Annotated in this window: 9 protein-coding genes and 1 pseudogene; 3 read left to right on the top strand and 7 right to left on the bottom strand. The window is 69.0% G+C overall.

Going from position 1 to position 13,310, the window contains the following annotated elements; genetic code table 11:
• Window positions 1-201 precede the first annotated feature (201 nt).
• Together O7617_RS23885 and O7617_RS23890 are read left to right on the top strand one after the other, a co-directional pair.
• Entirely contained in the window at window positions 202-4,230 is a 4,029-nt protein-coding gene (locus tag O7617_RS23885; protein ID WP_282258263.1) for a hypothetical protein, read from the top strand.
• A gap of 785 nt (window positions 4,231-5,015) precedes the next feature.
• Window positions 5,016-5,213, top strand: a complete 198-nt coding sequence (locus tag O7617_RS23890; RefSeq protein WP_282258265.1) for a DUF808 family protein — start codon at window positions 5,016-5,018, stop codon at window positions 5,211-5,213.
• A gap of 186 nt (window positions 5,214-5,399) precedes the next feature.
• On the opposite strand, the gene O7617_RS23895 is transcribed toward O7617_RS23890, so the two are convergent.
• From O7617_RS23895 to O7617_RS23905, 3 genes are all read right to left on the bottom strand, one after another.
• Window positions 5,400-5,663, bottom strand: coding sequence for a hypothetical protein (locus O7617_RS23895; protein ID WP_282258267.1), 264 nt, complete (start codon window positions 5,661-5,663; stop codon window positions 5,400-5,402).
• 60 nt (window positions 5,664-5,723) lie between these two features.
• Entirely contained in the window at window positions 5,724-6,590 is an 867-nt protein-coding gene (locus tag O7617_RS23900) for a Gfo/Idh/MocA family oxidoreductase (protein ID WP_348774201.1), read from the bottom strand.
• 190 nt (window positions 6,591-6,780) lie between these two features.
• A complete protein-coding gene (locus tag O7617_RS23905) occupies window positions 6,781-7,398 on the bottom strand; it encodes a TetR/AcrR family transcriptional regulator (RefSeq protein WP_282258269.1) in 618 nt (205 codons plus the stop codon).
• A gap of 109 nt (window positions 7,399-7,507) precedes the next feature.
• Here O7617_RS23905 and O7617_RS23910 point away from each other — a divergent pair, with 109 nt between their 5' ends.
• Window positions 7,508-8,152 carry a class I SAM-dependent methyltransferase gene (locus O7617_RS23910; protein ID WP_282258270.1) on the top strand — a complete coding sequence of 215 codons (645 nt, stop codon included), beginning with the start codon at window positions 7,508-7,510 and terminating at the stop codon, window positions 8,150-8,152.
• Between the two features lie 258 nt (window positions 8,153-8,410).
• Here the strand turns inward: O7617_RS23910 and O7617_RS23915 are convergent, their stop codons facing one another.
• From O7617_RS23915 to O7617_RS23930, 4 genes and pseudogenes are all read right to left on the bottom strand, one after another.
• Window positions 8,411-8,740, bottom strand: coding sequence for a protein-tyrosine phosphatase family protein (locus O7617_RS23915; protein ID WP_348774151.1), 330 nt, complete (start codon window positions 8,738-8,740; stop codon window positions 8,411-8,413).
• 297 nt (window positions 8,741-9,037) lie between these two features.
• A complete protein-coding gene (locus O7617_RS23920; protein WP_282258272.1) occupies window positions 9,038-11,308 on the bottom strand; it encodes an MMPL family transporter in 2,271 nt (756 codons plus the stop codon).
• 116 nt (window positions 11,309-11,424) lie between these two features.
• Window positions 11,425-11,760: pseudogene (locus O7617_RS23925) on the bottom strand (DedA family protein); the annotation flags it as partial.
• Between the two features lie 523 nt (window positions 11,761-12,283).
• On the bottom strand, window positions 12,284-13,273 hold the full coding sequence (locus O7617_RS23930) for a DUF389 domain-containing protein (protein WP_282264856.1): 990 nt from the start codon (window positions 13,271-13,273) through the stop codon (window positions 12,284-12,286).
• Between the last annotated feature and the right edge of the window lie 37 nt (window positions 13,274-13,310).

The following is a 13,310-nucleotide window of genomic DNA, read 5'->3' on the forward strand; positions in this document are numbered from 1 at the left end:
GCCGCATCGAGACACTTGCCCACGGGGATCGGAGTCGCAGTGAAGTTGCCATCTGAGGTGTTCCTGGGCCGGCGACTCCGACACGTCGGTAGGCGTGCTCCGATCGCCATGCTCACCGCGGTGACAGTGCTAGCAGGACTCCTGCAGGCCACCCCGGCGACCGCTGCGGCCGAAGAGGAGCCAACCAGTCCCAATCGGTCGATGGTGGTCGCCGCATGGCGATCCGGCGGCGCCCAGGTGCGATTGGCCGCCGAAACTGCGCTCGTTGGCTCCGACGACCAAATTCGCGACTTCCTCGACGACGGCTGGCAGTCGGCCCAGGCAACTGATGAGCGGGACGCGATCGCCGGTGTCATCGGAGAGGCCGGCCCGTCCGTGCGGGATGCGGCGAATCAGGCGCTGGTCGCGGCCGAGGCTGGTAATCCGGCGGCGATCACGACCTTCCTGGCTGAGGGATGGCAGGGGCCGTCGAACATTGACCTACGGGTGTCGGTCAATCGAATGATGGTCGACGCCGGGCCTCAACTTCGCCAGGTGGCCCAGCAGGCACTGGACTCCGAGGACCCGACCGTGCTGCGGGACTTTCTCAACTCCGGCTGGCAGGTGCAGTGGCTGACCGACCAACGGCTGCGGGTCAACCAGGCAATGTCCACCGGCGGACCACAGGTCCAATCCGCCGCGCAGCGGGCCTTGGACCACGGCACTCCGGAGGCCCTGGAAGCGTTCCTGGAGTACGGCTGGGCGGTCGCGTCGGCGCGCGACGAGGAAACCGGGACATTGGTCGGGCTTGTTGCCCAGGCCCAGGCCGCCGGAGAACTCGCCGCACAGGAAACCCAACATGCCAATCAGGAGGCGGCACGGGCGAAGGCTGCCGCCGATGCGGCCCGTCGAGCGGCTGGCGAGGCCGCCCAGGCGACGGCGGCTGCTCGGAACAACATGACGCAGGCGGCAGCGCACGCGAAGCGCGCTGCGGTGGCCGCGGAGAAGGCGGCACAGGCGGCGAAGGTGGCGGTGCAGGCTGCGGCTGCGGCGAGCAGGGCTGCCCGTGCCGCCGCCTCGGCTGCGTCCCGAGCCGCGTCGGCGGCGTCCCGTGCTGGTCAGGCGGCTGCGAGGGCATACAGATCAGCCGCCGATGCAGCGCGGGACGAGACGAAGGCTGCGGACGCACGACGAGCCGCAGACACGGCGAATCGGATCGCGCAGGAGGCCGACAGCCTCGCGGACAAGGCTCACGAAGCGGGCCAGGCGATCGAGCAGGGCCTGGCTGCAATCGAGGCCGCGAAGTCGGCAGCCAACCACGCTCGACAGGCCGCCGACGCCAACGACGAGGCCGCTCGGCACGCGGGCAGTGCAGGCGCGGACGCGTCCGCCGCGATCGCGGCGGCACAGCGGGCACGGGCCAACGCCGATCGTGCGGCGCGTGCGGCGCAAGCGGCCGAGAGGTACCTCAGGGTCGCGATCAGTTCCACGTTCGCGGCGAGGGACGCGGCCCGTCAGGCGGCAGGGAACGCCCGAGCCGCCGCCAGGGCTGCGATCGAGGCGGCCGAACACGCCGGTGAGGCCGCCGAAGCAGCACGCCGGGCCACCGAATACGCCATCGCCGCGACCGCAGCGGCACAGGCTGCGGTGGACACCAGCATCCACGCATTCACTGTGTTCGAGGCGGCCCGGGAGGCTGATGCCGAACGGCTCGCGGTGGCGAGCGGTCAGGGGCTGGAGTTCGCGAGAGCTGCCAATGCGGAGTACGAGAACCAGCAACGCGCGATCGACTGGGATGTCGAGCAGGCGGCCCAGCGCGACGCGGAGACCAACCGACTGATCGCAGAGGCGCAGAACCCGGCTACACCTCCTGAAGTGGCGGCGACTGCCGGGCGCCGAGTCGCGCTCGCCTTGGCCAGTGCCAGGGGTACCTGGACCCGGGAGGCCGCCTTAGCGGCCCTCGAGAGCAGCGACGAGCAGGTGCTTGAGTTCGTTCGCACCACCATCACGAGAGCCGCCGGCAGGGATGACCGCCAAGTCGTGATGAATCTCGCGGTCAGCGACAACGCGGCGCTCTCGGCAGCGGCACTCACCGCGTTGGCGGGAAGTGACGCGACGGTGACGCAGTTCCTGCGCACCCAGAACTACCCCGGCCGTTACGCCCGAGACCGGACGGCGGTCAACCAGATCCTCGAGTCGGCCCGCGGGACCGGCGACGTGGTTCTGATGCAACGGGCACAGGAGGCGTTGGACGCCGAGACCCTGCCCGCTCTGCGGGACTTTCTCGACACCGGCCAGTACACCGCTGCTGCGATCGGCGAACGGGTACGCGTCAACAACATCCTCGCTCACCCTGCCAGCGGGCCGGAGATCAAGGCTGCCGCCCAGATCGCCTTGGATGGGCCGCCGCCGGGACTGCGGCAGTTCCTCAGCACCGGCCAGTACCTCGCTGCGGAACGAGACCACGACAGCGCGGTGCACGTCGCGGTGGCCGGCGGACTCGTCGAACAAATCAACCAGATCGCCGAAACCGCCGTACAGAACGCCTTTGAAGCACAGGCATCAGCAGCGCAGGCGCGTGGCGACGCCGAAAAGGCCGCAGAGTACGCCAACCGGGCGATCGCCTCGGCAACCAGAGCCGCCGAATACGCCACCCGAGCAAACGGCTATGCCAACCAGGCGGCGCAGTCAGTGGAGAAGGCCGCCACCGCCGTCGCCACCGCCAAGGACGCGGCCACCAGGGCCAACTCCTCCGCCCGAAGCGCCATCCGGTCTGCCACCTGGGCGATCACCTCGCATCACACCGCCGTCAAGTACGCCGCGGAGGCGAACGCCGCAGCCACTCGCGCCTACGCGTCAGCGGTCAGGGCCGGCATGGATGCCGAAGCCGCGGTAGCCGCTGCCCGCGAGGCTTACGACGCGTATGACAGGGAGAAGCATGCCGAGATCGCGCATTGCCACACGGCCTGGGCCTCCGGGCCGGCCCTGACGATCGAGCGTCTACTGCGTGACGAGGAAGGGTCGTGGTTTCGGAACTGCGCACGGAATGTCATCGCTGATCCGGTCGAACTGGCCACCCGCGGTTACACCAACGAGTCCCTCTGCGGTGTGCATCCGGAGGGTAGTCGGCTTTACGACAACTGCCTCGACCGGGTACACAACCCCAACTTCGGGGCGATGGAGCCGCTGTTCTTCCTCACGGAGTCGATCAAGGGTCTGACCGCGACTCTCGTCCCGCTCGGGATCATCGCCGCTGGCGCATGCCTGGCCACGCTCGTCTGCGGAGCGGTGGCGGGAACGCTTCTCACCCTGGCCGACGTCGGCCTCAACCTCCACCGTCTCATCAATGGCGATCAGTCACTCGCCGGCACCCTGCTCAACCTTGGCCAGGCGGCGCTGGAGGCCCTGGTCATCATGGGTATCGGTAAGTTGGTCGACGTTGGCTTCCGGAACATCAGAGCGCTGTACATCGCGACCCAGAACGCCAAGCGTGCGGAGACGGGCCTGTGGGAGACCAACCAAGCCCGCGTGCGTCTGATGATGCTCAATTGGATCCGAGGTTGCAGCGGTCCCGAGGTCAACGCCGCCTCCGGTGGATTCGGACAACTCGACAACGACCGGCCAAGTCGAATCATCGCTGCTGACACCCGCCCGTTCTGGATGCCGGATCATCAGCCGCGAGCCGCCACCGCTGAACTGCCTGCGGGCCAGTGGCTACGCACAAGCTCCGGCAGCTGGGTTCAGGCGGACAGGGTCGCGCCTCGGGCGACAAAGGCCCTTGTCCACAACTTCACCGCCGCCGACGACGCCCATCACACCGGCGCGAACCTGGCACCCGTCCTTGTACAGAACGACAGCTGCTTCTTGCGACTGACGGACCTCGGTGCAAACTGGTACCGGACGCCAGCAGGGCTGAACTACGGGCCGGGCAGCAAGCACGGCCATTACATCCTCCATGTGCTCGACCACGCTTATCCCAATCCCGCGAAGTCGTTCCACACGGTGTTCCTGGCCGAGCCTAGTGAGATCCTCAAAATCGTAGACGAGGCATGGAATAGACGTGACGGCAACATGTTGATCGAAATTGATGACCGAGGCGATTCGTGGTGGGCGATCTCCATGGGACGACAGATCGGCACCGCCGGCGAACGGCATATCTGCCTAGTGGTCAGGGACATCGATCGAGTTGTCACCGCGTATCCCATCGCCAACCCGGCGAAATGCCGACGCGACCCCAAGTCGGTGCCATGAGTCACGAGAGCCAACGTCTGGCCTGTCCCGCCTGTGGACAGGACTGGCAGATCTGGTACCGAGTCCGAAGCGACGGATGGTCGTTCCTCCTGTGTGCCGAGTGTGAGTCGGTCTGGTTGCCCGAAGACGATCGACATGGCCCCGCGAGCCGCTATCTCGACAGCCTCTTCCCGTCCGGCCAGATGTACGACGCATGGAACCTCATCGAACCAATTGACCCACCGGATCAATCTGGCTGATGTCGCCAATCCCGGCGCTCAACTCAACCAACCACCGCCGGACCAGCGGTGGGCCCGGCGCGCCCGCCCGAGGAGCGCCGGGCAGTCGGAACATGAGACCAGTCCGAGCGTGACCAGTGCGCCGTGCGAAGCGCTCGATCGGCTTCGGCGGCCCGGTGCGAGCCGGTTGGGGAGCAGGTTGGCAGGAGCGGGGTGCCCTGAACAGCCCTTGAATTGCAGCCAACAGCATCGAACGGCGCCCAAACTCCACCCACCCCTACCTGCGGCTTACGTCTTCCCAGATCAGAGTCGCTGCGGCGTCCTGTTTCCTGCGCAGTGCTCTCCGGCTCTGCGATGTAGTCGACACCGCTCCATGTCGTCTGCCAGGCATGAGCTGGCGCCAGGTGATGACCCGGGCGCGGTGGTGGCGGGTCGTCGGCCGGGCACGTTACCCGCTCACCTCGAGCTTCGGCCCGATATGCGACCGGGCGGTGGCGTGCCTCGCACGGGGACCTGGGCGAGAATGGGCCGGTTCGAACTCTGCGCAACCCTGGAAGGACCCCTGCCTTGGCCGGTGGACTCGTAGCCCTGCTGGATGACGTGGCGGTGCTGGCCCGGGCCGCTGCCGCGTCGATCGATGACGTCGGGGCGGCCGCCGCGAAGGCCGGCGCCAAGGCTGCGGGCGTCGTCGTCGACGATGCTGCCGTGACGCCGCAGTATTCAGTTGTACGGCGTAGCCGCCGACCGCCCCGGCCGCGCCGGTGACGGCGAGCGTGCTGCCCGGGGGCAGTCGCAGCTGGTCAAGGGCGTGCAGGGCGGTGAGCCCGTTCATCGGGAGGGTGCTCGCCTCGGCGTGACTCGCCCCGACCGGTGCCGGGACGACCGACTCGGGAAGTACGACCCACTCGGCATAGCCGCCGCCGGCCGGGCGGGTGGGGTTGACCATCGCCATCACCCGGTCGCCGATGGCGAGGCGGGTGTCGGTGCCGGGACTGATCTGGTCGATGGTGCCGGCCACGCCCAGGCCGGGATGACCGGCTCGTTTCCGCGTTGCCGGATGGGCGTGACGCCGGCCCGGATCAGGGTGTCGGTGGGGTTGACGGCCGCGGCGCGTACCCGGATCCGGACCTCGCCCGGTCCAGCGTGCGGGGTGGGCCGTCCGACGACCTCCAGTACGTCCGGTCCGCCGTGCCGTAGCAGTCCGATCGCTCTCATGTCATTGGCTCCAGATTTGGAGGCGGCCGGCGCCCCGGGGCGCCGGCCGACGGTTGGTCTTTACAGGGATTGAGCGATGCCGGTGGCCGACGAGCGCTCGGCGGCGTCGATGAGGCGGTGCGGGTTGAGGGCGTGTGCGAAGTCGGGCACGGTGTGGGCGTCGTCGGCCAGGTCGCGGGCCAACTGCGCGTAGAGCCGCGCGACGCTTGCGGCAGGGGTCCCGGCCAGATCCGCGGGGATCCCGTCCGAGTAGGACGCGGGGACTTCGATGGTGGTGGCGGTGGCGTCCGCGCCGCGGCCACCGGCGAGGGTGAGCTGGGCGACCTGCATGTTGCCCCAGTCCGAGGTCAGGACGAGGTCGCCGTCGCTGCCGTTGATCTCCCACCGGAGGTTCTCGCCGCGCGATGCGCCGCCTCGGTAGAAGACCGAGACGGCCGCGCCGGAGGTGAGCGTGCCGATCAGGGCGACCTGATCGGCCACCGTGACGGGGATCCGGGTGCCGTCCTCGGCGATCGTCGTCTCCTTGCGCGCCACCACGAGGTTGGCCGCGACCTTGTCGAACTCGCCGAGGACGAAGTGCACCGGGTCGAGGGCGTGCAGCGTGGCCGAGGTGAGCGGGCTGGCGCCGTTGGTGTTGTCGAACCAGTAGGCCTGGCTGCGGTTGGCCACTCCGCCCCACACCATGCCGGAGCCGACCAGGGTGGTGCCGAGCACCTCGCCGACGTATCCGTCCCGGATCAGGTCACGGGCGTACTGGACCTCGGGGGCGTAGCGTCCCTGAAGCCCGACCACGGTACGGACGCCGGCCCCGAGGGCCAGCTCGGCGAGGCGCTCGGCCTCGGCCAGGCCGTTGGCGAGCGGCCACTCGCTGTAGACCATCTTGCCCGCCTCGAGCGCCGCCGAGATCAGCTCGAAGTGCTGGGTCAGGTGTCAGCGTCGTCGGCGCCCTGCGAAGGCGGTAGGGCGGCGTCCGCACATGCCGAGTGAAGTGCGGCGCCTTCAGGCTCATACTCGAGGCGCACCGTGATGCCGTCGAGCGGGCCTCAGTGCGGTGGGACTCGGCCGTGCGTAAGCGTCCGGACATCTGTGACAGTCGGATGGGCGGTTGGCGGACTGGTCAGAGTGTCCCCAGAGGTGACGGTTCCTGGCCGGGTGGTGCCCCTGGCTGTCCCTGGCCCGCCCTGGTGACCAGCGCGTCCAGCAGTGCGGGTGTCACAGGTTCACCCGTCACGAGCACCCGGAAGTGGATCGGCCCGATCGCCTGGTCGATGAGGAGGTCGACGTCGGCGTCGGCGTGCAGTTCGCCCCGTGCCGCTGCCCGGTCGAACGGCACTCGGTCGCGGGCGCGCAGCTGCGGCAGAACCTCCGCGCGCAGCCGGGCGGCCAGCTCCGGATCATGCTGGGCTTGACCGACCAGGGCCCGGAACGCCGCGCCCGAGTCGGACACCTCGAGGAAGCGGACCAGCTCGTCGAGGTGGGCGCGCAGGTCGGTGCGGAAGGCGCCGGTGTCGGGCAGCGTGAGCTCCTGGGCGCTGTCGGCGGTGAATGCGTCGATCAGGATGTCGGTCTTGGAACGCCACCACCGGTAGATCGTCTGCTTGGCGACGCCGGCCCGGGATGCGATGCCCTCGATGGTGACCTTGGCGTAGCCGATCTCGGCGACGAGGTCGTCCGCCGCCTGGAGCACGGCCTCGCGGGCCGCCTCGCTCCGGCCGTGCCGGTTGCCGCGATGCATCAGGCGCTCCTTCCTGTGAGACGTCTTTCCCGTGAGGAGTCCAAGTCTTCCGAGACGTTACAAGATCCGAGTCTTTACTAGACGCAACGTTGCGTCTACTCTACCTTTCATGACGACGACACTGCACGACCCCGCCGTCCGCGACCTGATCACCCGGCTGTTCACCGAGGCCGAGCGCGACGATGAGCGCTCGCCGGGCCGACCCGCACCCACGGTCACCCCCCAGGAACGCTCCGACCTACTCGAAGACGTCTACATGCCGATCTCGGCTCGCGGCGGCGACCTGCTCTACGCCCTGGTCCGCGCGGCCCGACCGCAGACGGTGGTCGAGTTCGGCACCTCGTACGGAATCTCGACGCTCTACCTCGCCGCAGCCGTGCGCGACAACGGGATCGGGCACGTCACCACGACCGAGCTCAGCGCGACCAAGGTCAAGGCGGCCCGCGCCACTATCGAGGCGGCCGGGTTCAGCGACCTCGTGACAGTGCTCGAGGGAGACGCGCTGACCACCCTCGGCGCGGTCGGCGGCCCGATCGGCCTGGCGCTGCTCGACGGCTGGAAGGAGATGTGCCTGCCCGTCCTGCGCCTGATCGAGGACCGGCTCGCCACGGGCGCCCTGGTCGTCGGCGACGACTCCACGTTCGGGTCGATGAGCGACTACGTGACCTACGTCCGAGACCCGGGCAACGGCTACGTCAGCATCGACTTCCCGGTCGAGGATGGCATGGAGCTCAGCTGCTGGACGGGCCGCTGATCGAAGAGGTCGGACTGAGCAGATTGCCGCCAGGTCGTCAGCGGGCCGGGGCAGGGTGCTCCGCCGCAACTCCTCGGCTCTCAGCACCACGTCAGCACCGGTCACGCCTGATAATCCCCTCGGTGCGTCCCCCGACCAGTCGATTCAAGATCGGCAGGACAGGCCCTGGTCGGACGGGTCGCCTGGCGCCGGCTGGCTGACCCGCGCGGGCCGGAGCCAAACACGCGGGCCGGAGCCAGAACCAGTTCTCGTGAGTGGCTATCGGAACCGGGAGACGAAGCGGCGCTGCCAGGGGGTCTCGACGGCACCCGGAGCGTAGTGCTGCCGGACGTAGGCGACTGCCTGGTCGTTGGGTACTCCGTCGATCACGGCGAGGCAGGCGAGGGCGGTGCCGGTGCGTCCCTTTCCGCCCCCGCAGGCGATCTCGACGCGATCGTATTCGGCGCGGGTCCATGCCTCGTGCAGCGCGTCGGCGGTTGTCGCACGGTCGGCTGGCAGCCGGAAGTCGGGCCAGCGCAGCCATCGATGCTCCCACGCCACGGGCGTCGGCTGGCGGCCGAGAAGGTAGAGCGCGAAAGTGGGCTGCATGCCCTGCGGGAGCGGGCGTCTGAGTGCCCGGCCGCGGACGAGCCGGCCGGAGGGCAGTCGGAGCACGCCTGCCGCTGTGGGGTCCCAAGTGGTCATTCGTGGTCAGGGCCGCCGCGCCCTTTCGGGTGCGTGTGCCCGTCCTCCTTTCGGTTCGGTGTGTGCAGGTCCGACGTCGGCGCCTTCTGCCAGCACGCCCTCCTCTCCATTGCTCGTGACATTTCAGATCCATGTCGTTCGGGAAGATGGCGGCCTGGGTCGCGAACACCGTGTGGGTGTCCGGCTGTCCACCCCGCCTGGCTATCGGTCGCCGGTCATCAGGATGACCTGCGTGTCGGAGTCGGGGTCGCTGTCGTGTCGGGTGACGTGGGCCGGACGGCGGCCGGCGAGGAATCGCGGGGCCCACCAGTTCGCTTCGCCGAGCAGCCGCATGAGGGACGGCAGGACGACCGCGCGGATGACCGTGGCGTCGATCAGGATCGCGGCGGCGAGCCCCACGCCGAGTTGTTTGAACTCGACGATCGACAGGGTGGCGAAGATGCAGAAGACGGCGACCATGATGATCGCGGCGCTGCTGACCGTCGACGCTGACGAGACGATTCCCTGCTCGATCGCCTGCCGGGTCGGTACGCCCCGCTGGACCGCCTCGCGGATGCGGCTCACGACGAACACGTGGTAGTCCATCGAGAGCCCGAAGAGGATGACGAACAGCATCAACGGCAGCCACGACACGACCGCACCGTTGGAGGTGAACCCGAGCAGGTCTTCCGCCCAGGTGTGCTGGAACACCAGCACCAACAGTCCGTACGAGGCGGCTACGGAGATCGTGTTGAGCAGGATCGACGTCAACGCCACCACCACCGACCGGAACGTGACGAGCATGATCAGGAATGTCATGCCGAACACGAACGCGACAACCGGCGGGAGTGCCGCCGCCATCTGGTCGCGGAAGTCGGCGTCGCTCGCGGTACGGCCGGCCACCGCCCACTCCGTGTCTGGGACCGTGCCGACCGTCTGCGGCAGCAGTTCGGTGCGCAGCCGTCGCAGCGACTGGGTCGCCTCGCTGCTGTCGCTGGTGCCCGCCACGTGGACGGTGGCCAGGAAGACAGTGCCGTCGGCGGATCGGCGCACGGTCGGGGGACGGTCCTGTGCGAACCGACTATCCCCGGTGATCCGGCTGGAAAGCTCGGAGATCTCCCGCTCCACCGAGGGTCGGGCGGCGGCCTCGGTGCGGATCGCGACGACGTGGCCGCTGCCCAGGTCGTTGCTCGGGAACGCCTCGGCCAAGCGGTCGTAGCTGCGCAGGATCGGGATCGAGCGGGGCAGGTCGGTGACGGTCGGCCGCTTGAGATTCATCTGCAACGCGGGGACGGCGACGACGACCAGTACTCCGGCGGAGAGCACGAACGTCACGAGCGGTGCCCGCAAGGCCGGCCGCAGCACCGCCGCCCAGAAGCGGCTGCGTTCCGCCCGCTGGATTCGCCGACCGAGGAGGGGCACTCGTGGTCGATCCACCCAACGTCCGAGGGTGACCAGGATCGCGGGTAGCACGGTGAGAGACCCGATCACCGCGACCCCGACGACCAGGATCGAGCCGGTTGCCATCGAACTGAACGTGTTGTCGCCGACCAGGAACAGGCTGGCCATGGCGACCATGACGGCGACGCCGGAGACCATCACCGCGTGCCCCGAGGTGGCGGCCGCGACTTCGACCGCGCTGCGATGGTCACGACCGCGGGCGCGTTCCTCCCGCTCACGGCGCAGGTAGAACAGGGAGTAGTCGACGCCGACCGCCATGCCGATCAGCAGGATGATGCTGCTGACCAGTTCCCCGGCCGGGAAGACATGCGAGGCGATCTGCGCCAGCCCCATGGCACCGGCGACGGCCGACAACGCCAGCACGACCGGCACCCCGGCGGCGATCAACGCACCAAAGCTGAACAGCAGGATCACCAGCGCCACCGGAACGCTGATCAACTCTGCCTTGACGAAATCCGCCGCCAGCGTCTCGGTCAACGCCTTAGCCAGGGACGCCGAACCCACCTGTTCCACCCACAGGTCGGGATACGCCTGCTGCGCCCGCGTCGTCACCTCCAACAGCGGTCCTACCCGCGTGTCCGCGTCGTTCGCCGAACCGGTCATCTCGACCTCGACCAGCACGGCGTCCCGATCGAGGGAGGTAACCGGATCAGCCACCCTCGCCACCTCGGGCAGCCCGCGCATCCGCGCCGACAGCTCGACCGCGACAGCCTGCGCACGTTCGGGATCCAGTTCGCCGGTTCGCGCCGTGATCAGGACACTCTCGGCTGCCGGAGCCTCCGGGAACTCGCCGGCCCGCTCGATGCGGTCCGCACGGGCCAGTTCTCCGTGCAGGCTGTCCTGCGCGGTGGCCTGCACCGTGCCGACCAGGCTGCCACCGACCAGGCTGGCCAGCACGAAACACAGCCAGGCGGCGATCGCGAGCCAGGGATGGTTCGCGCTCCACCGGCCCACCCGGCTGGTGAACGACGTACGGACGGTATGCGGTCGGCGGTGCCCCGTCGGTGCGGGGTTCACCACACCCGGGGTCATCGGCGATTCTCCGACCGGCGCGGAATTCCGTACACGCTGCTGCGTACGACTGAGGCCGGATCGTCGGTCCCGGACGGCCCGTACGCCCCGACGCGTGTTCCCCACCCGTACGGTTGCGGCAACCGAGCCGCGATTACGCGGACCCGGTCCCGCCCGAGCGCGACGCCGAGGCAGTACAGCACCGCCGCCCCCAGCACCGAACCAATCGTGGTCCAGATGACCGCGGCGAAGCGACTCATCCTGCCCTGACTGGCCGTGAATCCGGCCAGCGGCAGGATGACCTCGGTCGGGATCGGCGGGAACAGGTTCTCCAACGCGACCGCCAAGCCCGCCCCCGGAGCGCCGAACCGCTCCATCAGACCAGTCACCAAACCGACCAGTCCACCCTGCGGCGGATCAGATTCCCGTGCCAACAGGCCAGCATGCATCGACGCGTGCCACAAACGGATCATGCCGACAACGCTATGAACTCACCACGGCCCGGACCATGAGGCCAACCACCGGCCCCAACAGGCCGACCTCAATGGCCAGGGTGCGGAAAACCACACTCTCACCGAACACTCAAAGGCAAGGTGGCGCCTGCTGGGCGATCGGCGACCAGCGCACGGACCCACGGTGTGCCGGGGGGTCGACGCCAGGCGTCGCGTGATCAACATGGGTGACGCTGCCGCCGACAGGTTCGCCAACGGTCACCGCCCAGGATCAGGGGGATCAGGGGGCCAGAGACCGGCGCCAAGGTCATCAAGGAGACGACACGCCGGCGAGAAGAGGGTCTGTTGGCGCACCGGGCCGGCATCCCGGCGAACTGAGAGCACCCGACGCACCGGTCACCGATCGGCCGTCGGCAACCGGTGCGAGGCGTGGGCGCGCGCCGCTCACGCCCATCGCACCACGTCCGCGTGGTCCAGCCGCGGCAGGCGCGCGTACCAGGGGTCCTTGCCGGGGTGTGTGTGCTGCCTCCGTCCAGCACACTCCTCACCGCCGAGCACGGGGCTCAGTAGTCGGCGGTGACCCGTGGCGTGCGGTCGCCGGCTCGTTGCGGCGGCGCGCCGTGCGTCGCCCGGCTACGTACTGGACCAGGAGCGTGAGGAGTCCGGCGCTGACGATGGCGGCCAGATTGATCAGCAGTTGGAGGGCGGACCCGGCGGCTTCGTGACCGACCCCGTAGGCGAGCGCGACGGCGGCGTTGGCTGCGGCGGGGATGGTCGTCACCGAGATCAGCACGCCGACCAGGGTGCCGGCTTTGGCCGAGGTCAGTGACAGCATCCCGGCGATGCCGGCGAGGAAGCCGACGACCCAGGACAGGGCGTCCGGGCGCCAGATGAAGTCGGTCAGTGGGCGTTCGTCGAGGAGCATCGACTTGTCGATGAGGCCGAGGCTGGTGAGCAGCCAGGTGGTCAGCACCGTTATCGCCATCGCGGTGGTGAAGCCGGCCAGCAGTGCCCACGTCGACCGGCGCACGAGGTGGTAGCGGCGTTGGACGAGACCGACGCACAGGGCGGCGAGGGGCCCGAACTCCGGGCCGACGACCATCGAGCCGACGATGAGGATCGGCTGGTCGAGCAGCACTCCGATGCTCGCGATGACGGTGGCCAGGATCATGAAGGCGAGGAACGCGACGGACAGTCGGGTTTCCTCGCCGGTCTTCTGCTCGATCTCGTGCCACACGACCGCGTCGACGCCGAGCCCGGGGACACGGTGGGAGGCCCGGCGCGCCGATTCCGAGAGCGCGGCCTCGACGTTTTCGATGACGATGGCGCCGGATCGGTCCAGCCCGAGCCCGCGGAGTCGGTCGAGGACTGCGGAGGCGCCCTCCCGGACGACGTCGAAGTGGACGACGTCACCGGCTGGAGAGCGCGCTGCCCCGGGCAGTACCGCGATATGGGTGACGCCGTCGTCGGCGTCGAGGGTCTGCGTCAGGCGCGGCGTTACCTCGGCTGGCGAGAAGACCCGCACGTGCAGCATGTCCACCGTGGGATCTTCGCAGTATGGCTCTCGGTCC

It is taken from the genome of Micromonospora sp. WMMD1155, from assembly GCF_029581275.1.
GTDB lineage: Bacteria > Actinomycetota > Actinomycetes > Mycobacteriales > Micromonosporaceae > Micromonospora.